24 protein-coding genes are annotated in these 23,316 nt (G+C 63.9%); 20 read left to right on the top strand and 4 right to left on the bottom strand.

Annotated elements, in window-relative coordinates; genetic code table 11:
• Positions 1 to 14: 14 nt before the first annotated feature.
• The 7 genes from SO140_RS00850 (at position 15) to SO140_RS00820 (ending at position 6,443) form a co-directional block, all read left to right on the top strand.
• Positions 15 to 752: a response regulator gene (locus SO140_RS00850; RefSeq protein WP_449377782.1), complete on the top strand. Its 738-nt coding sequence runs from the start codon at positions 15 to 17 to the stop codon at positions 750 to 752.
• A 307-nt stretch (positions 753 to 1,059) separates the two neighbouring features.
• Positions 1,060 to 1,671, top strand: a complete 612-nt coding sequence (locus tag SO140_RS00845; RefSeq protein WP_449377783.1) for a sigma-70 family RNA polymerase sigma factor — start codon at positions 1,060 to 1,062, stop codon at positions 1,669 to 1,671.
• Positions 1,672 to 2,123: 452 nt separating this feature from the next.
• Positions 2,124 to 2,822, top strand: coding sequence for a cytochrome c biogenesis CcdA family protein (locus SO140_RS00840; protein WP_449377784.1), 699 nt, complete (start codon positions 2,124 to 2,126; stop codon positions 2,820 to 2,822).
• 31 nt (positions 2,823 to 2,853) lie between these two features.
• Positions 2,854 to 3,417: a thioredoxin family protein gene (locus SO140_RS00835; RefSeq protein ID WP_449377785.1), complete on the top strand. Its 564-nt coding sequence runs from the start codon at positions 2,854 to 2,856 to the stop codon at positions 3,415 to 3,417.
• A gap of 102 nt (positions 3,418 to 3,519) precedes the next feature.
• On the top strand, positions 3,520 to 4,506 hold the full coding sequence (locus SO140_RS00830) for a hypothetical protein (protein ID WP_449377786.1): 987 nt from the start codon (positions 3,520 to 3,522) through the stop codon (positions 4,504 to 4,506).
• Positions 4,507 to 4,702: 196 nt separating this feature from the next.
• The gene (locus tag SO140_RS00825; RefSeq protein WP_449377787.1) at positions 4,703 to 5,296 is read left to right on the top strand and encodes a L,D-transpeptidase; all 594 of its coding nucleotides are present in this window, start codon (positions 4,703 to 4,705) and stop codon (positions 5,294 to 5,296) included.
• Positions 5,297 to 5,405: 109 nt separating this feature from the next.
• Complete coding sequence (locus SO140_RS00820; RefSeq protein WP_498542190.1) at positions 5,406 to 6,443, top strand: amino acid ABC transporter substrate-binding protein; 1,038 nt, start codon at positions 5,406 to 5,408, stop codon at positions 6,441 to 6,443.
• A 439-nt stretch (positions 6,444 to 6,882) separates the two neighbouring features.
• Here the strand turns inward: SO140_RS00820 and SO140_RS00815 are convergent, their stop codons facing one another.
• Positions 6,883 to 8,022 (bottom strand): acyl-CoA dehydrogenase family protein, encoded by a 1,140-nt coding sequence (locus SO140_RS00815; RefSeq protein WP_449377789.1) that lies wholly within the window; start codon positions 8,020 to 8,022, stop codon positions 6,883 to 6,885.
• A 139-nt stretch (positions 8,023 to 8,161) separates the two neighbouring features.
• Complete coding sequence (locus SO140_RS00810; RefSeq protein WP_449377790.1) at positions 8,162 to 9,376, bottom strand: acyl-CoA dehydrogenase family protein; 1,215 nt, start codon at positions 9,374 to 9,376, stop codon at positions 8,162 to 8,164.
• Positions 9,377 to 9,534: 158 nt separating this feature from the next.
• On the opposite strand from SO140_RS00810, the gene SO140_RS00805 reads away from it, so the two are divergent.
• Positions 9,535 to 10,080, top strand: coding sequence for a carboxymuconolactone decarboxylase family protein (locus SO140_RS00805; RefSeq protein WP_449377791.1), 546 nt, complete (start codon positions 9,535 to 9,537; stop codon positions 10,078 to 10,080).
• Between the two features lie 90 nt (positions 10,081 to 10,170).
• A complete protein-coding gene (locus SO140_RS00800; protein WP_449377792.1) occupies positions 10,171 to 10,665 on the top strand; it encodes a VOC family protein in 495 nt (164 codons plus the stop codon).
• A 137-nt stretch (positions 10,666 to 10,802) separates the two neighbouring features.
• Here the strand turns inward: SO140_RS00800 and SO140_RS00795 are convergent, their stop codons facing one another.
• Entirely contained in the window at positions 10,803 to 12,047 is a 1,245-nt protein-coding gene (locus SO140_RS00795) for an MFS transporter (RefSeq protein ID WP_449377793.1), read from the bottom strand.
• Positions 12,048 to 12,249: 202 nt separating this feature from the next.
• Here SO140_RS00795 and SO140_RS00790 point away from each other — a divergent pair, with 202 nt between their 5' ends.
• Entirely contained in the window at positions 12,250 to 14,319 is a 2,070-nt protein-coding gene (locus tag SO140_RS00790) for a prolyl oligopeptidase family serine peptidase (RefSeq protein ID WP_449377794.1), read from the top strand.
• 280 nt (positions 14,320 to 14,599) lie between these two features.
• On the opposite strand, the gene SO140_RS00785 is transcribed toward SO140_RS00790, so the two are convergent.
• Entirely contained in the window at positions 14,600 to 15,286 is a 687-nt protein-coding gene (locus SO140_RS00785) for a DUF938 domain-containing protein (protein ID WP_449377795.1), read from the bottom strand.
• Positions 15,287 to 15,524: 238 nt separating this feature from the next.
• On the opposite strand from SO140_RS00785, the gene soxX reads away from it, so the two are divergent.
• The 10 genes from soxX to SO140_RS00735 all read left to right on the top strand — a co-directional run bounded on the left by soxX (position 15,525) and on the right by SO140_RS00735 (position 23,315).
• Positions 15,525 to 15,881, top strand: coding sequence for a sulfur oxidation c-type cytochrome SoxX (soxX, locus tag SO140_RS00780; RefSeq protein WP_449377796.1), 357 nt, complete (start codon positions 15,525 to 15,527; stop codon positions 15,879 to 15,881).
• 49 nt (positions 15,882 to 15,930) lie between these two features.
• Entirely contained in the window at positions 15,931 to 16,431 is a 501-nt protein-coding gene (soxY, locus tag SO140_RS00775; RefSeq protein WP_449377797.1) for a thiosulfate oxidation carrier protein SoxY, read from the top strand.
• Positions 16,432 to 16,443: 12 nt separating this feature from the next.
• Positions 16,444 to 16,755 (top strand): thiosulfate oxidation carrier complex protein SoxZ, encoded by a 312-nt coding sequence (gene soxZ, locus SO140_RS00770; RefSeq protein WP_449377798.1) that lies wholly within the window; start codon positions 16,444 to 16,446, stop codon positions 16,753 to 16,755.
• Complete coding sequence (gene soxA, locus SO140_RS00765) at positions 16,755 to 17,618, top strand: sulfur oxidation c-type cytochrome SoxA (RefSeq protein WP_449377799.1); 864 nt, start codon at positions 16,755 to 16,757, stop codon at positions 17,616 to 17,618. Before soxZ ends, soxA begins: the two co-directional genes overlap by 1 nt.
• Positions 17,615 to 17,935 (top strand): hypothetical protein, encoded by a 321-nt coding sequence (locus SO140_RS00760; RefSeq protein ID WP_449377800.1) that lies wholly within the window; start codon positions 17,615 to 17,617, stop codon positions 17,933 to 17,935. The genes soxA and SO140_RS00760 overlap by 4 nt, the downstream gene beginning before the upstream one ends.
• Positions 17,936 to 17,992: 57 nt before the next feature.
• On the top strand, positions 17,993 to 19,741 hold the full coding sequence (gene soxB, locus SO140_RS00755) for a thiosulfohydrolase SoxB (protein WP_449377801.1): 1,749 nt from the start codon (positions 17,993 to 17,995) through the stop codon (positions 19,739 to 19,741).
• Positions 19,738 to 20,196, top strand: a complete 459-nt coding sequence (locus tag SO140_RS00750; RefSeq protein ID WP_449377802.1) for a DsrE family protein — start codon at positions 19,738 to 19,740, stop codon at positions 20,194 to 20,196. Before soxB ends, SO140_RS00750 begins: the two co-directional genes overlap by 4 nt.
• A 351-nt stretch (positions 20,197 to 20,547) precedes the next feature.
• Positions 20,548 to 21,588, top strand: a complete 1,041-nt coding sequence (locus tag SO140_RS00745) for an MBL fold metallo-hydrolase (RefSeq protein ID WP_449377803.1) — start codon at positions 20,548 to 20,550, stop codon at positions 21,586 to 21,588.
• 106 nt (positions 21,589 to 21,694) lie between these two features.
• Positions 21,695 to 21,850 (top strand): hypothetical protein, encoded by a 156-nt coding sequence (locus SO140_RS00740; protein ID WP_449377804.1) that lies wholly within the window; start codon positions 21,695 to 21,697, stop codon positions 21,848 to 21,850.
• A gap of 256 nt (positions 21,851 to 22,106) precedes the next feature.
• Positions 22,107 to 23,315 carry an MFS transporter gene (locus tag SO140_RS00735; protein ID WP_449377805.1) on the top strand — a complete coding sequence of 403 codons (1,209 nt, stop codon included), beginning with the start codon at positions 22,107 to 22,109 and terminating at the stop codon, positions 23,313 to 23,315.
• Position 23,316 lies beyond the last annotated feature (1 nt).

Genomic DNA, 23,316 nt, shown 5'->3' with positions numbered 1-23,316 from the left:
AGGATCTGAATGACATGACCCAGAGCCAGCACATCATGATCGTCGACGACGAGGCCCCGGCCCGGGAAATGGTCGGCGATTACCTCAAGATGCACGGCTTCACCGTGACGCTGTGCGACGGCGGCAAATCCCTGCGCACCGCGATCCAGGGCAGCATGCCCGATCTCGTCGTGCTCGATCTCAACATGCCCGAGGAAGACGGCCTGTCGATCATCCGTGACCTCAAGAGCCGCATCAACGTTCCGGTGATCATGCTCACGGCGACCGCGAGCCCGATCGACCGCGTCGTGGGGCTCGAACTCGGCGCCGACGATTATGTCGCCAAACCCTGCGAGCTCAGGGAATTGATGGCACGCATCCGATCGGTGCTGCGTCGGAGCACACCGGCGAAGGCGGTGGCGGCGGAAACGGCGGCAGCGAAATCCGACAAGGATCAGCTGGTGCGCTTCGGGACCAAATGGCTCGACCTCGAAGCACAGGCGCTGCGCGACGACGAAGGCAACGAGCATCCGCTGACCGCATCGGAATTCGGGCTGCTCAAAGTGTTCGCGGCCAATCCGAAGCGCGTGCTGTCGCGCGAGCGTCTCCTGGAATTGGCCAATGCGCGCGACGCCGAGGCCTTCGACCGCGCCGTCGATCTGCGCATCATGCGCATCCGCCGCAAGATCGAGCCCGACCCGACCAAGCCCGCCGTGATCCGCACCATCAGAGGCGGCGGCTATCTGTTCTCGCCGGCCGGCGAGAAGGCGTAGCGCGCGCATCGCATCATGGCGTCGTCCTGGCTTTCGCCAGGACGACATCGAGATTTTCGGCCGCGCACGAACGCGGAAGCCGAAGATTCGTTCCCGCCCTCCGCATAGTCCGCAGTCTCGCAAATCCCGTATATTGAAATAATTGGCTTTTTTGCTCCGAATATTTCATCGCAGGCCTCGCGACGAAACAATTTGGCGGCGCACGAAACCATTTTCCGCTTGTCGCGCAGACGTCCCGAAACGCTGGCTCTTTAACACTTTCACCTAAGGAAACGCCGCTCGGTTGCGGCGCTACGGGGAGCTAGTCATGCAGAACGTCGTCGCCATCAACGCCCAGGCCAGCCAGGGCATCATTGCCGCTCAGGCGACATCGGACGAAATGCTTCTGGAGAGCATTGCGGACGGCAATCGGACGGCCATGCATATTCTTTACTGCCGTCACAATGTGCGGGTGTACCGCTTCATCCTGCGCATCGTGCGCGACGCCACCACCGCCGAAGACCTCGTGAGCCAGGTCTTCCTGGACGTCTGGCGGACCGCCAGCCAATTCCAGGGCCGCTCGCAGGTCTCGACCTGGCTGCTCTCGATCGCCCGCTTCAAGGCGCTGACCGCGATGCGCCAACGCCGCTTCGAGGACATCGACCAGGAGGACGTGCGCCAGATCCCGGACGAGCACGACACCCCGGAAACCGCACTCGACCGCAACGACACCAGCGCGATCCTGCGCGCCTGCGTGGCAAAGCTGTCGCCGGCGCACCGTGAGATCATCAACCTCGTCTACTACCACGAGAAATCGGTGGAGGAGGTCGGCCAGATCATCGGCATCCCCCAGAGCACGGTGAAGACCCGGATGTTCTACGCCCGCAAGCAGCTCGCCGATTTGCTTAAGGTTGCCGGCGTCGACCGCTTCGCCGCTTAAAGATTTGTGATTTCAAAGGGATAGAACCCTCCACGGCCCCATCCCGGGACACGCAAGCGTTACCGCCGACGAAACAATTGAAACGAACCACAACATCAGGCGGAAAAACTTCCTGCCTATAAACCTCCCATACGGTTTTGCTTAAACCTCCCAAGAACCACTAGCGACCCGGACGGTGTGCCCGCCTCCGGGTCGTTTTCTATTTGGGGGTGATCACGAGACACTGGTGCGACGCGCTTGAGTGAGGCGGGCACCAAGTCTCTCATTCCCTCCCCCCTTGCGGGGGAGGGATGCCACGAGCTCCGACCCCGCCTGGGGCTATCCCTCTCCCCAGCCCTCCCCGGAACGCAGCGTAGCAGACGGCCACAGCGGCCCGTCACGAACGCGTGACGCTCTGTAACGACGTGCGGCTTCATCCCGAATAGCCTCGTGACCCATCCACGAGTGCCCTGATGCTCGACCTGATCTTTGCTGTCCTTGCCGGCGTCCTCACCATCGCCGCGCCCTGCACGCTGCCGGTGCTGCCGATCCTGCTCGGCGCATCCATCGGCCGCGCCGGATACTTGCGGCCCGCAATGATTGCACTGGGTTTCGTCATTTCGTTTTCCGCGACCGCATTGCTGCTCGGCGCGATCACGCGCTTGTTCGATTTCGACCCGAACGTACTGCGTTCGACGGCCGCCGTTCTCCTGCTCGGCTTCGGCCTGTTGATGCTGTGGCCGGCACCGTTCGAGTGGCTGTCGATCCGGCTGAATGGCTGGCTTGATTTGGGCGCCTCGCAGAACGCGCAGCGCGAAGGCGCGCTTGGCGGGCTGCTGCTCGGCACCACGCTCGGCCTGGTCTGGACCCCTTGCGCGGGTCCCGTGCTCGGCTCGATCCTCACGCTGGTTGCGACCTCGAAGAACCTGGCCTGGGCCGGCACGCTTCTGATCGCCTACGCGGTCGGCGTAGCGCTGCCGATGCTCGCGATTGCCTATGGCGGACAGGCCGTCACCACGCGCGTAGCCAGCGTCGCGCGCATCTCGCCGCGCCTGCAGCAGGCATTTGGCGTCGTCGTGATCGCCTTCGCGCTCGCCGCCTACTTCCAATACGACACGCTGATCGTGGCGTGGCTCACCGGATTCTATCCCACCGGCCAGATCGGCCTGTGACCATCCCTCATCTTCACCGGAGGACGTTTTCATGACTCTCAAACTGCTCGCCGTCTCCGCCGCATTGATCGGCTTCGCTGTGACCGGCGCCGTCATTCCCGGCATCTGCGACGAGGCCGCGCCCGCGGCGCAGATCAAGGTCGCAGCCGCCAGCCAGAACACCGCACCGGACTTCACCGGCATCAGCAACTGGTTCAACTCGAAGCCGCTGAGCCTCGCCGATCTCCGCGGCAAGGTCGTGCTGGTGGATTTCTGGACCTATGGCTGCGTCAACTGCGTCAACACGCTGCCGCATGTCACCGAGCTTTACGCCAAATACAGGGACAAGGGCCTGGTCGTGGTCGGCGTGCACACGCCGGAATTCCCGTTCGAGCGCTCGGCCTCAAACGTGCAGGCCGCCCTGAAGCGCCATGGCATCACCTATCCGGTGGCGCAGGACAACGATTCCCGGACCTGGAATGCCTACCGCAACCAGTATTGGCCGGCGCAATACGTCATCGACCAGTCCGGCAAGATCGTCTTCCAGCACGAAGGCGAAGGCAGTTATGACGCAATCGACCGCACGGTCGCGCGCCTGCTCAATGCCAATAGCTGAGCCTGCGCGGGCATCACTAGTCTGGTTTCGGATGCCGCCGTTGTTGCTTGACTCCACGGATGCGTCCGTGGAGTTTCGCGTTGACGGAATCGACCGCCCGAAATGGACGACGCGACCACCAGCGACGACATCCGCCTTCGTGAAGGCTCCTCAATTGCGCAGCGGCTGGTCGTGGCCGGCTTTGCGGCAATCGTTTCGCTTTGCTTCACGCCAGGGCTGTTCGCGCACGATATCCTGGAACTGATCATCTCCGTGGTTGCGCTGCTCCTCGGAGCGGCGTTCATCGGCGGCGTCATGCTTGCACCGGCAGTGGTGTGGATCATCACGCCGAATGAAATCCTGATCGGTCAGCAGCGTCCGTTCGGACGGCTCCGCACCAGGATCGTCACGAAAGATGAAATCTCGCAACTGCAGGTGCAGGGACAGGTCCAGGGACGGAAGGCTTCCACGACGCGCTTCCATCTGGCCTTCACGCTTAAGTCGGGGGAGCGCCTGACGTCCCCGCCCCTCTCCGACGTCACGCATGTCCGTGACACCGTCGCCCGGATCGCCGAACAATTCGGCGTTCCCAATGTCGAGGCGCCGGTCAATCCGCTCGATGCCGCCAATCCCGAGATGCATCTCGGCGAGCCTGTCGAGCCGTTCTCCAGCAGGGATATCAGGATCGTCGCACTGATTGTCGTCGGACTGTCCGCCGTTCCCTACGCCTACAAGCTCTGGCGTGGCCTGCCGCCCGGCCTGATCGACATCATGCTCCTGCCGATCGGCGCGATCGCCGCATTCGCCGTTCACAGATATGCCAATCTCGTGACCGGCGCCTTCTGGATCATCCGGCAAAGCGATATTCGCGTTGAACGCTTGTCGGGCGATGGCAGCCTGCGCGCAGACCATATCGAAGGCCGCGACGTCGAGGCGATCACGGTCGAGCGCCGCGGCCGATCCGAGGACGAGCACTGCATCGTCGTGATCAGATTGCGGTCCGGACAAAGATTTCGCAGCCCCCGCATCGGCTCGCGGCAAGAGGCGCGCGCCGTGGGCACTGAGATCGTCCGGCGGCTCGGGATCGGGCCTGAGAACAACCGGATCTAGCAGGCCTCGCCCCACGGGGATGTGGCAAGCACGGCTTTTCGCGCCATGCCCCTTGGTTTGTGGCATTGATACATGTCAAAAAACCAAAGCATCCTAATGACATACCAGTCGGGCGCGCCATTAACTTGCCATGAAGCTGCCCCTGAGTTTTGATGCGTCCGATTGATTTACGCTGTGGCAGCGGGGAGAGCTTGAAATGAAGGATTTTCGTCGTCTGACCGGGATGTTCATCGCCACGCTCGGCCTGATCCTCTCCACCTCCTACGCCTCCGCCCAGCAGCCCGACCGCGGCGATGAGCCGGGCCTGATCGCGGACGACAGCTACGAGCTCGACCCGGAATGGCAGAAGCAGGTCGTGTATTACCGCACGACCGAAGCGCCGGGCACCATCATCATCTCGACCTCGGAGCGTCACCTCTATCTGGTGCAGCCCGGCGGGCGCGCGATCCGCTACGGCATCGGCGTCGGCCGCGATGGCTTCCAGTGGCAGGGGCTGGTGAACATCACCAACAAGAAGGAGTGGCCGGACTGGACGCCGCCTCCCGAGATGATCCAGCGCCAGCCCTATCTGCCGCGCTTCATGGCCGGCGGCCCCGGCAATCCGTTGGGGGCCCGAGCCATGTATCTCGGCACCACCGTCTACCGCATCCATGGCACCAACCGTCCTGATACGATCGGCACCAAGGTGTCGTCGGGCTGCTTCCGTCTCGTCAACAATGACGTCGCCGATCTCTACGATCGCGTCCCGGTCGGGACCAAGGTGGTGATCCGGCAGAAGCCCGAACTCTAGGGGTTATCGTTGAGCATGATCTTTTTGGAAAACCGCTTCGCACTCTTCCGGATCATGCTGTCCCCCTTCGTCCAAACTCCTTTTCCCGATTTTTCGAGAGAGACAAATCATGCGCAGTTTTCGAGGCGGCCTGCTGATCGGGCTCGCGGTCGCCGTCCTGGTCGGTGCTTTGGCCGTTGTCTACGAGATGTACGACACCCGCACGTTGAAGCGCACGGTCCGGCGCGGCGAGGTCTTCTGTGGCGTCAACAAGGGTCTGCCGGGCTTCTCGATTCCCGACGACAAGGGCAACTGGACCGGTTTCGACGTCGATTTCTGTCGCGCGGTTGCGGCCGCCATCTTCAACGATCCGAGCAAGGCCAAGTTCATTCCGCTCGACGCCAGCGAGCGCTTCAAGGAGTTGCAGAGCCGAAAAGTCGACATCCTCTCGCGCAACTCGACCTGGAGCATGGCGCGTGAGCTCGACTACGACCTCTATTTCCCGGCGGTCGCCTATTACGACGGCGAAGGATTCATGCTGCCGCGCTCGCGCAACAAGGAGACTGCGCTGGATCTCGACGGCAGCAAGGTCTGCGTGCAGTCGGGTACCACGACGCTGCTCAACCTCGCCGACTACTTCCGCGCCAACAACATGAAATATGAAGAGGTGAAGTTCGACAAGCTCGAGGACGTGGTCAAGGCCTACGACAGCGGCAAGTGCGACACGCTGACCGCCGACGTCTCTCAGCTCTACGCGCTGCGGCTCAACCTGTCCAAGCCCGGCGATCACCTGATCCTGCCGGACATGATCTCCAAGGAGCCGCTCGCACCCGTCGTGCGCCAGCGCGACGACGACTGGATGATGATCGTGAAGTGGACGCTCTACGCCATGATCAACGCCGAGGAATTAGGGGTCACCTCGGAGAACATCGACGAAGCGCTGAAGTCGAAGAAGCCCGAGGTGATGCGCCTGGTCGGCACCGAAGGCAATTACGGCGAGCAGCTCGGCCTGACCAAGGACTGGGCCGTGCGCATCATCCGCCACGTCGGCAATTACGGCGAGATGTACGAGCGCAATATCGGCGAGAAATCCAAGCTGAAGATCCCGCGCGGCGTGAACCAGCTCTGGAACGCGGGCGGTGTGCAGTACGCGCCGCCGATGCGGTGAGAGGTCTCTGTGCCGTCATTGCGAGCCACCGGGTCCGCGCGAAGCGCGGCCCGATGACAGGCTCCGCGAAGCAATCCAGAGTCTTTCCACGGTGACAGGCTGGATTGCTTCGTCGCTTCGCTCCTCGCAATGACGAGCTTGAGGCGCGCACCCACCACAAGCACAAGTGTCATCGCCCGCCCAGTGCGCAATTGCGCACTGGGGCGGGCGATCCAGTATTCCAGAGGCGTCAGACGTATGCGGAGAAGCCGCGGCGTACTGGATCGCCCGGTCAAGCCGGGCGATGACGCCTACCTTCGTTCAACGCAAGTGCCGCTCTCTCCCCTCATCCTGAGGAGCGCGGAACGCGCGTCTCGAAGGATGAAGGCCGAGACGCGAGAGCCGGGCTCTCATGGTTCGAGACGGCGCTTCGCGCCTCCTCACCATGAGGGGATAGAGCTCAATACCCTCGTGCCCGTGCCAGCTGCTCGGCATGGTAGTTCGCGTCGCCGAACAATTCCTCGCAGACCCGGGCGCGCTTCATGAAGAAGCCGATGTCGAACTGGTCGGTCATGCCCATGCCGCCATGCATCTGCACGCCTTCCTGCACCGCGCGCGTCGCGGTGGTGCCGGCGCGCGCCTTGGCGACCGCGACGGCTGAGGCCGCCTTGGCGACGTCGGCATCGAGCGCCTGCATCGCCTTCATGACGGCGGCGCGGGTGACCTCGATGTCGACATAGAGCTCGGCTGCGCGGTGCTGCAGCGCCTGGAATTCGCCGATCAGCTTGCCGAACTGCTTGCGCTGCTTCAGATACTCGACGGTGCGGCCGAACACCTCTTCGCTCAGGCCCACCATTTCCGAGGCGACCGCGCCGCGGCCGATATCGAGCACGCCGTCGAGCAGGCCGGCGCCCTGATCGACCTCGCCGAGCACGCTGTCGGCATTGACCTCGACATTGTTGAACTCGATGCGCGCCGCATTATGCGCGTCGACCATGATGGTGCGCTCGACGGCGACACCCTTCGCCGCAGGGTTGACCAGGAACAGCGTCACCCCCTCGCGCTCGCCGGCGGACCCCGCCGTGCGCGCCGCGACGATCAGGAGGTCGGCGACATGGCCGTCGACGACCAGCGCCTTGGCGCCGGAGAGCTTGAAACCGTTGCCGGCGCGGACGGCTTGCAGATTGGTCTGGAGCGGCCGGTGCTTGGCGCCCTCGTCGATCGCGAGGCTGGCGAGCAGCGAGCCGTTCGAAATCTTCGGCAAATAGTCCGATTTCTGTACGGGATTGCCGCCCCGCGTGAGCGCGGACGCGGCGACCACGCTGGTGGCGAGGAACGGCGACGGCATCAGCGTGCGACCAATCTCCTCCATGACGATCCCGGCTTCGACGCAGCCGAGCCCGCTGCCGCCGAACTCTTCCGGCACGAGGAGGCCGGAAAAGCCCATCTCGGCGAAGGAGTGCCAGAGCTCCTTGGAGAAGCCGGTCGGATCCTTGCTATCGCGCAAGTGCCGCAAATGCGACACCGGCGCCTTGTCGCTGATCAGCCCGCGCGCGGAGTCGCGGAGCATCGATTGTTCTTCGGTGAGGACGAGGGCCATGGTGGGCTCCAACAAAGTGCTGTTCGACTGGATTCGGTGTTGATCGTCATGGTGAGGAGGCGCGTCAGCGCCGTCTCGAACCATGAGGCCGTCCTTCGAGACGCGGCCTTGCGGCCGCTCCTCAGGACGAGGACTTCTCTTAAGCCCCCGGCAGATCGAGGATGCGTTTTGCGACGATGCCGAGCATCACCTCGGACGTACCGCCCTCGATCGAATTGGCCTTGGTGCGCAGCCAGGCCCGCGGACGGGCGCCCTGCTTTGAACGCTCGCTCTCCCATTCCAGCGCGTCGACGCCCCCGGCCGACATCAGGATCTCGTAGCGGCGCTTGTTGAGCTCGGTACCGTAATATTTCATCGCGGAGGAGAACGCCGGATGCGCCTGCCCGGCCTTGGCGAGGTCGACCGCACGCTCCGCGCAGGCTGCAAGCGCCGCTTCATCGACATCGAAGCTCGCGATCTGGCCGCGCAGCATCGCATCGCCGAGCCGCCCCAGCGCATCGGAGCCGACGGAATCGGCTGCGATCTGGCCAAGCGGACGGCCGACGCCGCGCTCGCCCATGCCCGAGATCATCGCACGCTCGTGCTGGAGCAGATATTTTGCGACGTCCCAGCCGCGGTTGACGCTGCCGACGACGTGCGATTTCGGCACGCGGACATTGTCGAAGAAGGTCTCGCAGAACGGCGAATAGCCGGAGATCAAGAGAATCGGCTTGGTCGAGACGCCCTTCGAGGTCATGTCGAACAGGATGAAGCTGATGCCGTCATGCTTCTTCGCCGCTGGATCGGTACGCACCAGGCAAAAGATCCAGTCGGCGTAGTTCGCATAGGACGTCCAGATCTTCTGGCCGGTGATGACGAAATCGTCGCCGTCGCTCTCCGCGCGGGTCTGCAGCGAAGCGAGATCGGAGCCGGCATTGGGCTCGGAGTAACCCTGGCACCAGCGGATCAGGCCCGCCGCGATCTTCGGCAGATGCTCCTTCTTCTGCGCCTCGGTGCCGTATTTCAGCAGCGCCGGGCCGAGCATCCAGATGCCGAAGCTCGACAGCGGCGGCCGCGCGCCGATCTTTGCCATCTCGCTTCGCAGCACCTTGTGCTCGGCAGCGCTTAAGCCCCCGCCGCCATATTCCTTCGGCCAGTCCGGCACGGTCCAGCCCTTGTCGCGCATGCGCTCGAACCAGACGCGCTGCGGCTCGGACGAGAACTTCGCGTTGCGCCCGCCCCAGAACACGTCGGCATCCGACGTTGCGGGCTTGCGTATCTCCGGCGGGCAGTTGGCTTCCAGCCAGGCGCGGGTCTCGTTGCGGAATGTTTCGAGCTCGATTGATTCAGCATCCGGCGCTTTAGAGTCAGTCATGGGTCGTTTCCGTCCATCAAGGTCAGCTTGTTGCTGATGACTCTGGGCCATCGCACCGCGGAATTCAACCTATTCCGCGTGCGACGGCTACTCACCTTATTCGTCATCGGGCTATACTCGCCGTCACGGCGAAGCTTGAAAAGACAGGAAAAACGACGATGCGCCTAAAACTACTTTCGCCTGGCGAAATGAGCGACGACCAGCGGCAGACCTATGACGAGTCGATTGCCGGAAAACGCGGCAAGCCGCCGGCGCCGATGATGGCCTGGCTCAACAGCCCCGAGATGGCGCGCCACGCGACGCGGCTCGGCGAGGTCATGCGCTTCAACACCGTCTTTCCCGCAAAGCTCTCGGAGATTGCGATTCTCGTGACGGCGCGGCACTGGACCGCGCATTACGAATGGTATGCGCACAAGCGCCTGGCGCTTCAGGGCGGGATGAAGATAGAGATTATCGACGCGATCCGCGACCGCCGCACGCCGGAGTTCGACGATCCGAAGGGCAAGATGATCTACGACGTCGCGAAGTCGCTGCACGAGGCTCATGGGCTGGCGAAGGGCCTCTATGACGAGGCGGTCGCGCTGCTTGGCGAGCGCGGGCTCGTCGAGGTGATCGGCCTGTGCGGCTACTACACGCTGGTGTCGATGACGCTGAACAGTTTCGAGTTCGAGCTGCCTGAGGGCGAGGTGTCCGAGCTGAGCTAATTGCCAATCCGGAAACGCTGGGTTTCTGGATAGGCCAGTTCCACTGTCTCGCAGCAACCCCTATGTGGAGCGGAGAAACGGAGCAGCAGCATGTCGCAAAATCCAGCAGTCAATCCCGGGACCCGGATCGGCCATGTTCACCTGAAGGTCGCCGATCTCGACCGCGCGCTCGGCTTTTATTGCGGCGTGCTCGGCTTTGAGCTGATGCAGCGCATGGGCTCCGGCGCGGCCTTCATCTCGGCCGGAGGCTATCACCACCACATTGGCCTCAACACCTGGGAGAGCAAGGGCGGCTCGCCGCCGCCGCCTGGCACGACTGGACTCTATCACACCGCGATCCTCTATCCGACGCGGCCGGCGCTGGCCGATGCGCTGCATCGCGTGCTCTCGGCCGGCATTACGCTGGATGGTGCGAGCGACCACGGCGTGTCCCAGGCGCTGTATTTGCGCGATCCCGACGAGAATGGCGTCGAGCTCTATTGGGACCGGCCGAAGGAGCAATGGCCGCTTACCCCGGATGGCAAGCTCGCGATGTTCACGCGTCGGCTGGATCTGGAGGATTTACTGAAGCAGCGCGAGGTGTGACTTCGTAGGGTGGGCAAAGCGAAGCGTGCCCACCAATTCTTGTTACGCAGCGGAGAGCCAAGTGGCGGGCACGGCGCTTTGCGCCTTTGCCCACGCTACGATTCTGAGGCTGCGGGAAGAACTCAACAGCAGCCACCTCAAATCGCATCCGGAAACTCGCCCATGGCAGCTTCCAGCCGCGCCTTGCGGCGGCGCGCCCAGGACGCGAACGACAGCACGGCGAGGCCGAGCAGCACCGGCGGGAACACCACCATGTTCACCGCCGACCAGCCGTAATTCGCGAGCAACTGGCCCGATGAGAACGAGCCGATCGCCATCATGCCGAACACCAGGAAATCGTTGAACGCCTGCACCTTGTTGCGCTCGTTCGGGCGATGCGTTTCCAGCACCAGCGCGGAAGCGCCGATGAAGGCGAAATTCCAGCCCACGCCGAGCACAATCAGTGTGGCCCAGAAATGCATCGCGGTGATGCCGGAGAGGCCGATCGCCGCGGCGCCCGCCTCCAGCAAGAGACCGGCGGCGACGATTTTCGGCGCGCCGAAGCGCGCGATCAGGGCGCCCGTGAAGAAGCTCGGGCCGTACATGGCGACGATGTGCCATTGAATGCCGAAATTGGAATCACTGACGCTGAGGCCGCAGAGCTTCATGGCGAGCGGCGCCGAGGTCATCACCAGATTCATCATGGGATAGGCGATGACGCCGCACAGCGCCGCCGCGATGAAGCGCGGCTGCCGCACGATGCGCAGCAGCGGCCGCCCACCATGCAGATCGGCCGCCGCCGGCTTCGGCATGTCGACGCCGGCAACGATGCCCATCGCGATCAGCGCCACCGCCGCCTGCACCACGAAGCTGAAGGCGAACAGATAGGGCGGCCAGACGTCCATGGTCCACTGCACGAGCTGCGGACCGAGCACGCCGGCGAACACGCCGCCCGCCATCACCCATGACACCGCCTTGGGCCGGTACGCCGCGCTGGCGCCGTCGGCGGCGGCGAAGCGGTAGGATTGCGCGACCGAGCCGTAGAGGCCACCGAGAAACGTCGCGACGCAAAACAGCGCGAACGAACCATTGAGGATCGCGAACGAGCCGACGAGGCCGGTGAGCGTGCCGCAAGCCGTACCGATGATGAAGGCCATGCGGCGGCCGAAGCGCCGCGAGATCGCGCCGGTCGGCAGCGTGCCTGCGGCAAGGCCGAGGACATACATCGACAGCGGCACGGTCGCCAGCGACATGTCAGGCGCCAGCGTCGCGCCGACGATCGAGCCGGTAGCGAAGATCACGGCCGAATTGGCGCCGGTCAGCGCCTGCGCCGCCGCAAGGCGCACCACATTGGCGCGTACGCGGTCATTGGCAATCTCGTCGGCTAAAGTCACGTCTGACATCGGCATTCCCACCCGGCGGCGCTTGTTGATTCCCGGCACTATGAAGGGGCGCGGCAGGACGAACAACCGGCGCAAACGGGCGCGGGCCATGCCGGGGGTGCAATTGGACAGCACCTAGCAGGCCGCGCTATCAAAGCCTTGCGCTCGATCAAGTCAGCCTTTGCAAATTCGCCTTTGCAAGTTCGCTTTCGGAGTTCGGATCATGCCCGTTGACGACAGGCCCACGCCGTCCGCGCCTGACGACGATCCCTATCTCTGGCTGGAAGACATCGAAGGCGATCGGGCGCTCGATTTCGTCGAGCGGCAGAATCGCCTGACGCTGGAGACATTCGGCGGCCCGGCGTTCAAGCGCGACAGCGATCTTCTGGCTGGCATCTACGACCGGCCGGACAATATTCCCTATGTCGGCCGGCGCGGCGACCATCTCTACAATCTCTGGAAGGATGCAACCAATCCGCGCGGCCTGTGGCGGCGCACCACGCTCGCGGAATTTCGCAAACCCTCGCCGGCCTGGGAGACCTTGCTCGACATCGACCAGCTCGCCGCCAGCGAGGGCGAGGACTGGCTTCTGAACTGGATCACGTCGAGCCCAGGACATCAGCGGGTCATCCTGAACCTGTCGCGCGGCGGCAGCGACGCCGTCACCATGCGCGAGTTCGACATCGCGACGAGGAGCTTTGTCGACGATGGTTTTGTGCTGCCGGAAGCAAAGGGCAGCGTCGACTGGCTCGATGCCGATACGCTGCTGCTCTCCAGCGCCTATGGCGCGGACATGGCGACGACGTCGGGCTATGCCAGAACGATCCGCCTGTGGCAGCGCGGCCAACAGGTCGAGCAGGCGCAGGTGATCTTCGAGACCACCGCCGACCGCATGCGGGTCTATTGCGGCGTCGACGACACCGGACCGGCGCCGCGCGCCTGGATCGTCGATCAGGTCGACTTCTTCAATCTCGCGATCTGGCTCCGCGACACGGGCGGCGCGCTCACAAAACTCGACCTGCCGACCGGTGTGTGGATGCAGGCGCACGGCGACTGGTTCGCCATGAAGCTGCGGCGGCCATGGATCGTTGCAGGGCGAGAGTACGCGGCGGACAGCGTGCTCGGCATCTCGCTCTCGGCCTTTCTCGCCGGCAACCGCGATTTCACCGTCCTGTTCGTGCCCGGCCCGCGGCGTGCGTTGCAAGGACTGTTCTGGACTGCCGGCAAGCTGGTGCTTCCGATCCTCGACGAGTTGCGGCCGGTCCATGAGATCTGCACGCCCTCGCCCGGCGGCTGGAGTCGCGAGACGCTGCGCGGGCTTCCCGAGATCGGCGTCGTCGACGTCTGGCGCCTCGACCACCATGAGTTCGGAAGCAATGGCGACCTGCTCGCCAACGTCCAGGATCCGCTGACGCCGCCGTCGCTGCTGCTGCTCGAGCGCGGCGTTGCCAGCCCGACCGTGCTCAAGCAGGCGCCGAAGACCTTCACTGCCGACGGTCTCGTGGTCACGCAGCACGAGGCCATCTCCATCGACGGCGAGCGCATCCCCTATGTGCAGACCGGCCCCGCTGGTGAGACCGGCGCGGCGCCGGTCTATATGAGCGCCTATGGCGGCTTCGCTCACTCGGTGAAGCCGTACTACAATCCGGCGCTCGGCAGGCTGTGGCTGGAGCGCGGCGGCACCACGGTGCAGGCGAATTTGCGCGGCGGCGGCGAGTTCGGCACGCGCTGGCACGATGCCGGACGGCTGGCGGGCAAGCGGCTGTCGCATGATGATTTCGCGGCGGTCGCAGCCGATCTCGTGCGGCGTGGCGTGACGCAAGCCAAGCGCATCGCGGCGCAGGGCGGCTCGAACGGCGGCATCCTCATCACCAACATGCTGACACGGTACCCTGAGCGTTTCGGCGCGCTGTTCTGCACGATCCCGCTGATCGACATGCGCCGCTACACAAAGCTGCTCGCGGGCGCGAGCTGGATCGCGGAATATGGCGACCCTGATAAACCCGAGGATTGGGACTGGCTGAAGACCTATTCGGCCTATCATGCCGCAAAGCCCGGCCAGCCCTATCCGCCGATTCTGATCGCCACGACGCGGCGGGACGATCGTGTTCATCCCGGACACGCGCGCAAGATGGCGGCAAAGCTCCAGGCGATGGGATATGAGGCCTGGTTCTACGAGCCGGCCGCAGGCGGCCATGGCTACGGCAAGGACAACAAGGAGCGCGCCGGCTTCCAGGTGCTCGGCTTTGAATTCCTGAAGAGCAGGATCGGCTGGCGCGACGGCGAGGCGTGACGCTGTTGCGGCTTAACCAGAACGGCCGATTGATTACATCAGCGCGAGCCAAGGGCTCTCTTCACCTCTCCCGCTTGCGGGAGAGGTCGGCATAGGCCGCCTTGGGCGGCCGTTCTTAGGAGACGCCGATGCGCTGCATCGGCTACGACGCCGGGTGAGGGCTCTCTCCTCTTGGGGGTTCTCGATTGTGGAAGCACCCTCTCCCCAACCCTCCCCCGCAAGCGGGGGAGGGGGCACATCTCCTTCGCGGCGTGTGGCCCAGACCTTAGTCGACAGCGCCTCAGGCTTTCGCGAACACCAGGGTGAGATTGTTGGCGGGCATGTCGATGAGATCGACGAGGCGGAGGCCGGCGTGCTGCGCGAGCTTCTCGACGTCGCCGACGTCGCGCACGCCCCATTCCGCGTTGCCTTCACGCAAGGAGGTGTCGAACACCGCGTTGCTGAGCGCGGTGTGCTTGCCGCCGCGCTTGAAGGGACCGTAGAGGAACAGCGTTCCGCCGGGCTGCAGATAGCGGCCGGCGCCGGCAAACAGCCCCTCGGCGACGTTCCACGGTGCGATGTGGATGACGTTGGCGCAGAACACCGCCGCGAGATCCTTCGGACCTTCTTTGGGCCCCTCGCCGCTCTTCATCTCCGGGCACCAGTCCGGATCGGACAGATCGACCCGCAGCGGCGGACGGATGTTTGGCAGGCCGGAATGGACGCGCCAGGCCTCGATGCTTTTCAGATGCCGCTGATTGAGGTCGCTCGGCCACCAGACGAGATCGGGCGCATGGCGAGCGAAGTGGACCACGTGCTGGCCGGTTCCACTGCCGACCTCGACCACATCGCCGCGGCGGCCAGCAAGATGCTTTTCCAGCGCTGCCCAGATCGGCTCGTGATTGCGATGGAACGCCGGCGCATCGAGCCGTCCATCGGGCTCGACCCGTCCGCCGTCCTTGCCAAATTCGACGACATATTCAGCCAATTGAGGCTCCCCGGAAAAACGATAACGAAATAAAAATGCCACCGGACGCCGAAACGCCCCAAAAACATTGGCCTGTCAGAGCCGAAACTGCCGAACAGATAGTCTCTTCGGTTGCAACGCGAAAGATATTAACTCCAATTTGCGGCCTGCATAGTCGCGATTGTCAGGCGAGGTCCTTTGTGCTTTGAGCACTATATTTCGACACGAGATCATCGACCTAACGCCTCGGACCGACGCCTTGACCGCCTTTCCCCGGAAGCCCGCTCTGGTCTTCATTCTGGCCGCCCTCGCCGCGGTCGTCGCAGGGCCCGCGCGCGCCCAATCCGCCGCCAGCGAGGGACAAAAGCTCGCCTTCGACCGCGGCAAGGGCAATTGCCTGACCTGCCACGTGATCAGGGGCGGCGACCTGCCCGGCACGATCGGGCCCGAGCTGAAGGACATCAAGACAAAATACCCCGATCGCAACGAGCTCTTCGCGATCCTGTTCGACGAGGCCAAGCGCAATCCGCAGACCATGATGCCGCCGTTCGGACGGAACCGGATTTTGACCGAACAGGAGATCAACGCGATCGTTGATTTCCTCCAGACTCTGTAGCGGCGCCGATACCCAAGGGATCGCTGAGGCGATCGACCAGGAGACTGAGATGAGTGCAACGACCGGCCTTCTCGCGACGCGGCGCCTGATCCTGCAGGGCGCGGCCTCCGTTGCGCTGATCGGCCTCGGCAATCTGGGCAATCTGCCGTTCGCGAGCTCGCCGGCGCGCGCCGCGGCCAACGACAAATATCCGGAAGAAGCATTCAAGCAGAAGAGCGAGGCCGACGCGATCAAGGCGCTCTACGGCAGGACCGCCGAGCCGTCCGACAAGATCAAGCTGGATGCGCCCGAGATCGCCGAGAACGGCGGCGTGGTGCCGATCTCGGTGACGACGACGCTCGACAAGGTGACCTCGATCTCGTTCCTCGTCGCGGAGAACCCGAACGCGCTGGCCGCAAGCTACAAGATTCCGGACGGCACGGTCCCGAGCGTCGCCAACCGTTTGAAGATGGCAAAGACCACCAACGTGGTCGCGATCGTCGAGGCCGACGGCAAGCTCTTCAGCGCGACCAAAGAGGTCAAGGTCACCGTCGGCGGCTGCGGCGGCTAGGAGACAAGTTCGATGGCATCCACCATTCGCGTACGCGCCACCGCCAACGGCGACATCACCGAGGTGCAGGCGCTGATCCAGCACCCCATGGATTCCGGCTTCGTCAAGGATTCGAAGGGCGAGCTGATCCCGGCGCACTTCATCCAGGAACTGAAATTCGCGCACGACGGCAAGGACGTGTTCGTCGCCGATTGGGGGCCTGCGGTCTCCAAGGATCCCTACGTCAAGTTCAGCTTCAAGGGGGCTAAGAAGGGCGACGACCTCAAGATCAGCTGGGTCGACAACAAGGGTGCGTCGGATACGACCACCGCGAAGATCTCGTGATGAAGACGCGTTCCGCAATCTGGCTCGGCTCCGCGATCGTCGCGCTCACAGCGCTCGGCTTCACCGCACAGCGCGTGATCGCCGCTGACAAAATCGATCCGGCCACCGATGCCAAGGCGTTCCAGAACTTCTTCTTCCAGAAATTTCCGAACGTGAAGCACGAGGATTTCGTCAACGGTCCTTATTCCATGAACGAGGACATGAAGCGGCAGTGGCAGGAGAAGGAGGAATTCCCGCCTTACGAGTTCGCGCTCGATGCCGGCAAGGAGATGTTTTCGACCCCGTTCAAGAACGGCAAGACCTACGCCGACTGCTTCCCGAACGGCGGCATCGGCATCCGCCAGAACTATCCTTACTTCGACCAGAAGGAAGGCAAGGTCGTCACGCTCGAGCTCGCGCTCAACCGCTGCCGCGAGGCCAATGGCGAGGCGCCCTACTCCTACGTCAAGGACGAGATGGCCTCGCTGACCGCCTACATGGCCTTCACCTCGCGCGGCAAACTGATGGACATCAAGATTCCCGACGATCCGCGCGCGTTCGAGGCCTTTGAGAACGGCAAGCGCTATTTCTACACGCGGCGTGGGCAGATGAACTTCTCCTGCGCGAGCTGCCATGTGCAGAGCCCGGGCGAGCGCATCCGCGCGGAAGTGCTGGCGCCGGCGCTTGGCATTTTGAACGCGATGCCGATCTACCGCTCGGAATGGAGCGGCATGGGCACGACCAGCCGCCGCTTCGTCACCTGCAACAGCCAGACCCGCGCGGTTCCACTGGAACCGCAGTCGGACGAATACCGCGACGTCGAATATTTCCTGTCCTACGTCGCCAATGGCCTGCCGATCTCCGGCCCGGGAGCGCGGCCATGACCCCGTCGATGATCGGAATGCGATCAGTCGCACTCGTGTTGCTGCTGATGGCTGCCGCAGCGCCAGCGCGCGCGGCGAGCGAGGCCGACTACAAGGCGGCCTATGCTGCGGCGGAAGCCGCCAGCAAGGAAGCGGCCGGCTTGCGCAACCAGTGGACGCCGACCATTGCGGCTCTGGCCGCCGCGAAGAAGGCCGGCGATGGCGGCGATTTCGACCGTGCGGTTGCCGCCGCCAAGGAGGCCGAAGCGCTGGCGAAGGCCTCGATCTTCCAGGCGACGTCGGAAAAAGAAGCCTGGAAGGCGATGGAAATCCGCTAGACTGGCTCTCGTGGAACTGTTGGACGATCTTCTTCTTTAAGGGGCGGAGTATTTGGGATGACCATCCGCCGCCGCGATTTCCTGAGAGCCGCAGGCGCTGCCGCCGTCACGGCCGGGCTGCCGCGGCTTGCGCGCGGCGCGGAGACCACCAGCATCTACGACCTCGAACGCTTCGGCAATGCGCGCGTCCTGCACCTCACCGATACCCATGCGCAGCTCAACCCGGTCTATTTCCGCGAGCCCAGCGTCAATATCGGCATCGGCGAGATGGCGGGACGGCCGCCTCATCTGGTCGGCCGCGCCTTCCTCGAGCGTTTCGGCATCCGGTCCGACAGCGCGGACGCCTATGCCTTCACCTGCTTCGAGTTCGAGAAGTCCGCGGCCCGCTTCGGCAGGCTCGGCGGCTTTGCGCATCTGAAGACGCTGATCGACCGCTTACGCAACGACGTCGGCGAGCAGCATTCGCTGCTGCTCGACGGCGGCGACCTCTGGCAGGGCACCGGCCTTGCCAACACCATGCAGGGCCGCGACATGGTCGAGGTGGCGAATCTGCTCGGCATCGAGGCGATGACGGGCCATTGGGAGTTCACCTATGGCGAGCAGGCGCTGCGCGACAATCTCGAGCGCTTCAAGGGCGAGTTTCTGGCGCAGAACGTCTTCCTGACTGAGGAAGCCGCGTTCAACGACGCACGCGCATTCGACAAGGCGACGGGGCGCGTGTTCAAGCCCTCGACCATCAAGGAGTTCGGCGGCTATCGCGCCGCGATCATCGGCCAGGCTTTCCCCTACGTGCCGATCGCGCATCCGAAGCGCTTCACGCCGGATTGGACCTTTGGCATCCGCGAGGAGGAGCTGCAAAAACTGGTCGACGGCTTGCGCGGCAATGACAAGGTCGATGCCGTGATTCTGCTTTCGCACAACGGCATGGACGTCGATCTGAAGCTTGCGAGCCGCGTCACCGGCATCGACGTCATTCTCGGCGGCCACACCCATGACGCCGTCCCGCAACCGGTGGCGGTGAAGAATGCGAATGGCACGACGCTCGTCAGCAATGCCGGCTCGAACGGAAAATTTCTCGCCGTGCTCGATCTCCAGCTCGCCAAGGGCAAGGTCAGCGACATCAGATACCATCTGCTGCCGGTCTATTCCGAGCTGTTGAAGCCGGATCCGGCGATGGCCGAGCTGATCGGCAAGGTGCGCGCGCCGCACGTCACCGACTGGTCGGAGAAGCTCGCAACGCCCGACCGCCTGCTCTATCGCCGCGGCAACTTTTCCGGCCCCGTGGATGAGCTCATCTGCGCGGCACTGCGCCACGAGCTCGATACCGAGATCGCGCTGTCTCCGGGCTTTCGCTGGGGGGTCACCGCGCTCGCCGGCCAGCCGCTCACGCTCGAGGATGTGCTGGCGGAGACCGCAATCTCCTATCCCGAGACCTATGTGCAGGAGATGACGGGCGGCCAGATCAAGGACGTCTTGGAGGACATCTGCGACAACCTCTTCAACCCCGATCCCTACCACCAGCAGGGCGGTGATATGGTGCGCGCCGGCGGGCTCAATTACACCTGCACGCCGACAGCCGCGATCGGCAGCCGCATCTCGGCGCTGACGCTCGACAGCGGCATGCCGGTCGAGGCGCACCGACGCTACAAGGTCGCGGGCTGGGCGTCCGTCAACGCCCAGCAGGGCGCGCCTGTCTGGGACGTGGTCGCAAAATATCTGCGCTCCGGACGGATGCCCGAGAACAAAAGCTCCGGCGTCGCGCTGAGGGGCGTCGAGGACAATCCGGGAATTGCAGGACAGGGATGATGCGTTCGCCAAATCGTCGCGCGATGCTGTTGGCGCTGGTCGCCTGGCCTATGGTGCTGCCTGCCTTCGCGCAGCAGGTGCCCTTGCAGGACAAGCCGTTTGCCGAGCACAAGATCGTGCTCCAGCTCTCCGATGGTGATGCGAAGAAGCAGGCGCTGGTGCTCAGCGTCGCCAACAATCTCCTGAAAGCCTATGACCCCGACAAGGTTGCGATCGAGGTGGTCGCGTTCGGTCCCGGCATCGACCTCCTGCTCAGCGCCAACGACCACCGCAAGCAGGTCGAAAGCCTGATCGCGCAAGGCGTCCGCTTCGACATCTGCCTCAACACCGTCGACACGATCGAGCGGGAGAGCGGCCGGCGGCCGGATTTCATCCCATCCGCGACGCCCGTTCAGGTCGGGGTCGGCCAGATCCTGTTCCTGACCGAGAATGGCTACACGCTGGTAAGGCCGTAAGCCTGTTGCCGTGGCACAGCGTCGCGACACCTTCGGTGTCATCGCCCGCGAAGTGTTTAGCCCGGGGACATGGCTGACACCTGTTCGGACACATCGCTGACAGGTTGGCCAGGGGACACGGAGAAGCTGCGACGTACTGGATTCCCCGCCTTCGCGGGGAATGACAGCGGTAATTGAGGCAACATGACCCTAACGTCTCTTGGGCCCTGCCGGCCCCAAATCGGCCTCTTGCCCCCTCATCACGCGGAATAAAAATTTTCTAAATCTTCCTGTTTAGGCAGTGAATTACTTCTCTTTTTGACCCGCGCCGTAGTAGAATCTTGGAAGCCAGTTCACGCCGGGGGTTCCGCCATGATCTTCCGCCAAATGTTCGACAGCGTTTCCGGGACCTACAGCTATCTGCTGGCCAGTCGCGCCGGCGGCGAGGCACTGATCCTCGATCCCGTGCTGGAGAAGGTCGACCGCTACTGCCAATTGCTGCGCGAGCTCGACCTCAAGCTGGTCAAGGCCGTCGACACCCACCTGCATGCCGACCACGTCACCGGGCTTGGCGAACTACGCGACCGCACCCACTGCATGACCATCATGGGCGACCAGAGCAAGGCCGACGTGGTGGCGATGCGGGTCTCCGACGGCGACAAAGTGACGATCGAGGGCATGTCGCTCGACGTGATGTATACGCCCGGCCATACCGATGACTCCTACTCCTATCTCATGGGCGACCGCGTCTTCACCGGAGACACGCTGCTGATCCGCGGCACCGGCCGCACCGACTTCCAGAACGGCTCTTCGCGCGCACAATACGACTCGATCTTCAATCGCCTCTTGAAGTTGCCGGAGGAGACGCTGGTCTTCCCCGCGCATGACTACAAGGGCGATACCGTCTCCACCATCGGCGAGGAGAAGCGCCACAATCCCCGTCTCCAGGTGCGCTCGGTCGACGAATATATCGAGCTGATGGCCAACCTGAAGCTGCCCAATCCGAAGATGATGGATGTGGCGGTGCCGGCCAACATGCATGTCGGCCTGCATCAGGAGGAGCTTGAGAAGGAAGGCCGCGCGCTCAGCGCCGTCGATGCGATGCGCGCACTCGGCCGGCCCGACATCCTCTTGGTCGATCTGCGCGAGAGCAATGAGCGCGCCAAGCACGGCATGCTCGAGGGCGCGCTGCATGCACCCTATCCGTCGATCGAGGAGAGCCTGAAACCCGGTGGCATGCTGCGCGAGGTGGCGGCCGCCACTGGTCGCCGCGTGCTGTTCTTCTGCGCCTTCGGCGAGCGCTCGGCGATGGCGGTTGCCGCGGCGAAACAGGCCGGGCTCGCCAACACCGCGCATATCGCGGGCGGCATCGACGCCTGGAAGAAGGCGGGCGGGCCGGTGGTACGGGTGTGATGCCATCCAGGTGGCGCCGCTTAGCGCCTCGCCATTTGAGAGAGGTCAAGAAAATTGGTCCCAAGCCGGCTAACATGCGCTGACGCATCACCATCCGGAGAAGGTCATGGCCAAGGCCGGCAACAAGAACCCGCCGCCGAAGAAAGCGGACGACACCAAGAGAAAGCCGCAGCCGCCGCCCGATACCGACGACGACGATGAAGACGGCGACATCGCCACCCCCAAACGCGACCGCTACGGCACCGATGACGAGCCGTTGTGAGGGCGGCAACGCACTCCAATGTCGTCCTGGCGAAAGCAGGACCCATACCGCGTGATCTCTCGATTGTGATCGGTCGCGGTACCGAACGACGAGTCTTCGCCAAACTACGCCCTGGGGTAATGGTCCTGGCTTACGCCAGAACGACTGTGGGGACGCACTATGCCCGCACTACCTGCCATGCGCGGGCATTCATGGACAAATAACCGCGCGCGCCGATAGTTTGCGCTTCGATAGTAGGAAGTGAAACGGAACTGCGATGGCCGACGTTCTCGCCGCACCGCAAGAGGGAAAGACCGACAGCGCGCTACGCACGCTGACGGGGATCTCGATCGCGCATTGGATCAGCCATTTCCACATCCTGGTTCTGCCGATGCTGTTTCCGTTCCTCAAAAGCCAGCTCGGCGTCGGCTATATCGAGCTCGGCTTTGCGCTCACCGTGTTTGCGGTCGTGTCCGGCCTGACCCAGGCACCGACCGGCTACCTCGTCGACCATTTCGACGCGCGAAAGATCCTGCTGACCGGGCTCGTAATCGGCGGACTCTCCCTCGTACTGCTCGGCCTGCACTTAAGCTACGTCTCTCTGATCATCTGCGCGGTGCTGCTCGGCCTTGCCAACAGCGTCTATCACCCGGCCGACTATGCGATCCTCGCCGAGCACATGGACGAGGCGCGGATGGGCCGCGCCTTCTCGGTCCACACATTTGCCGGCTATCTCGGTGGCGCGGTGGCACCGGCGATCGTGGCTGCGCTCGTCACGGTTTCGGGCGGCACCGGCGCGCTGATCGCATCGGGCGCGATCGGCGTGCTCTGCGCGCTGCTGCTCATCGTGATCAACATTCCCGACGCCGGCGCGCACAGGAAGAAGCCGGGAAACGAAGCCGCGCCAAGACAGGCGGTCATCACGCCGGCGCTGATCATGCTGACCGTGCTGTTCATGCTGCTCAGCCTGTCAGTTGCCGGCATCAGCAATTTCGGCGTGGTCGCGCTGATGAGCGGCTATGCCGCGTCCTACTCCGCCGCCAATGTCGCGCTAACGGCATTTCTGGGGTCAAGCGCCGTCGGCGTGCTCGCGGGCGGCTTTCTCGCCGACCGCACCGAACGCCACGGCCAGCTCGCCGCCGCCTGCTTTGCCGTGAACGCGGCGATCGTGCTTCTGATTGCGCTCGTCGCACTGCCCGGCTTGCTGCTGACGGTTGCGATGACTGTTGCGGGCTTCCTCTCCGGCGTGATCGCACCCTCGCGCGACATGCTGGTGCGCAATGCGGCGCCGGCGGGCGCAGCCGGGCGCGCCTTTGGCATCGTCTCAACCGGTTTCAACCTCGGCGGCATCATCAGCCCGCTGCTGTTCGGTTGGATCATGGACCAGAACGCGCCGCACTGGGTATTCGGCGCGTCGGTGGTGTTCATGGTGGCCACGGTGTTCTTGTCGCTGCTGACGGAGCGGCGACCGGAAGGCGCCAAGTAGC

The organism is Bradyrhizobium sp. UFLA05-108 (assembly GCF_059803455.1).
The sequence above is the reverse complement of the archived record's forward strand: the minus strand, read 5'-3'. Positions and strand labels throughout refer to the sequence as shown.

Bases quoted from the DNA above. Each gene is read 5' to 3' on its own strand.
- SO140_RS00800 (WP_449377792.1), top strand. From the start codon at position 10,171: ATGTCGCAAAATCCAGCAGTCAATCCCGGGACCCGGATCGGCCATGTT.
- SO140_RS00750 (WP_449377802.1), top strand. From the start codon at position 19,738: ATGATGCGTTCGCCAAATCGTCGCGCGATGCTGTTGGCGCTGGTCGCC.
- SO140_RS00820 (WP_498542190.1), top strand. From the start codon at position 5,406: ATGCGCAGTTTTCGAGGCGGCCTGCTGATCGGGCTCGCGGTCGCCGTC.
- soxB (WP_449377801.1), top strand. From the start codon at position 17,993: ATGACCATCCGCCGCCGCGATTTCCTGAGAGCCGCAGGCGCTGCCGCC.
- SO140_RS00815 (WP_449377789.1), bottom strand. From the start codon at position 8,022: ATGGCCCTCGTCCTCACCGAAGAACAATCGATGCTCCGCGACTCCGCG.
- soxY (WP_449377797.1), top strand. From the start codon at position 15,931: ATGAGTGCAACGACCGGCCTTCTCGCGACGCGGCGCCTGATCCTGCAG.
- SO140_RS00740 (WP_449377804.1), top strand. From the start codon at position 21,695: ATGGCCAAGGCCGGCAACAAGAACCCGCCGCCGAAGAAAGCGGACGAC.
- soxA (WP_449377799.1), top strand. From the start codon at position 16,755: ATGAAGACGCGTTCCGCAATCTGGCTCGGCTCCGCGATCGTCGCGCTC.
- SO140_RS00825 (WP_449377787.1), top strand. From the start codon at position 4,703: ATGAAGGATTTTCGTCGTCTGACCGGGATGTTCATCGCCACGCTCGGC.
- SO140_RS00795 (WP_449377793.1), bottom strand. From the start codon at position 12,047: ATGTCAGACGTGACTTTAGCCGACGAGATTGCCAATGACCGCGTACGC.
- SO140_RS00810 (WP_449377790.1), bottom strand. From the start codon at position 9,376: ATGACTGACTCTAAAGCGCCGGATGCTGAATCAATCGAGCTCGAAACA.
- SO140_RS00790 (WP_449377794.1), top strand. From the start codon at position 12,250: ATGCCCGTTGACGACAGGCCCACGCCGTCCGCGCCTGACGACGATCCC.
- SO140_RS00845 (WP_449377783.1), top strand. From the start codon at position 1,060: ATGCAGAACGTCGTCGCCATCAACGCCCAGGCCAGCCAGGGCATCATT.
- SO140_RS00735 (WP_449377805.1), top strand. From the start codon at position 22,107: ATGGCCGACGTTCTCGCCGCACCGCAAGAGGGAAAGACCGACAGCGCG.
- soxZ (WP_449377798.1), top strand. From the start codon at position 16,444: ATGGCATCCACCATTCGCGTACGCGCCACCGCCAACGGCGACATCACC.
- SO140_RS00830 (WP_449377786.1), top strand. From the start codon at position 3,520: ATGGACGACGCGACCACCAGCGACGACATCCGCCTTCGTGAAGGCTCC.
- SO140_RS00760 (WP_449377800.1), top strand. From the start codon at position 17,615: ATGACCCCGTCGATGATCGGAATGCGATCAGTCGCACTCGTGTTGCTG.
- SO140_RS00835 (WP_449377785.1), top strand. From the start codon at position 2,854: ATGACTCTCAAACTGCTCGCCGTCTCCGCCGCATTGATCGGCTTCGCT.
- SO140_RS00840 (WP_449377784.1), top strand. From the start codon at position 2,124: ATGCTCGACCTGATCTTTGCTGTCCTTGCCGGCGTCCTCACCATCGCC.
- SO140_RS00805 (WP_449377791.1), top strand. From the start codon at position 9,535: ATGCGCCTAAAACTACTTTCGCCTGGCGAAATGAGCGACGACCAGCGG.
- SO140_RS00850 (WP_449377782.1), top strand. From the start codon at position 15: ATGACCCAGAGCCAGCACATCATGATCGTCGACGACGAGGCCCCGGCC.
- SO140_RS00745 (WP_449377803.1), top strand. From the start codon at position 20,548: ATGATCTTCCGCCAAATGTTCGACAGCGTTTCCGGGACCTACAGCTAT.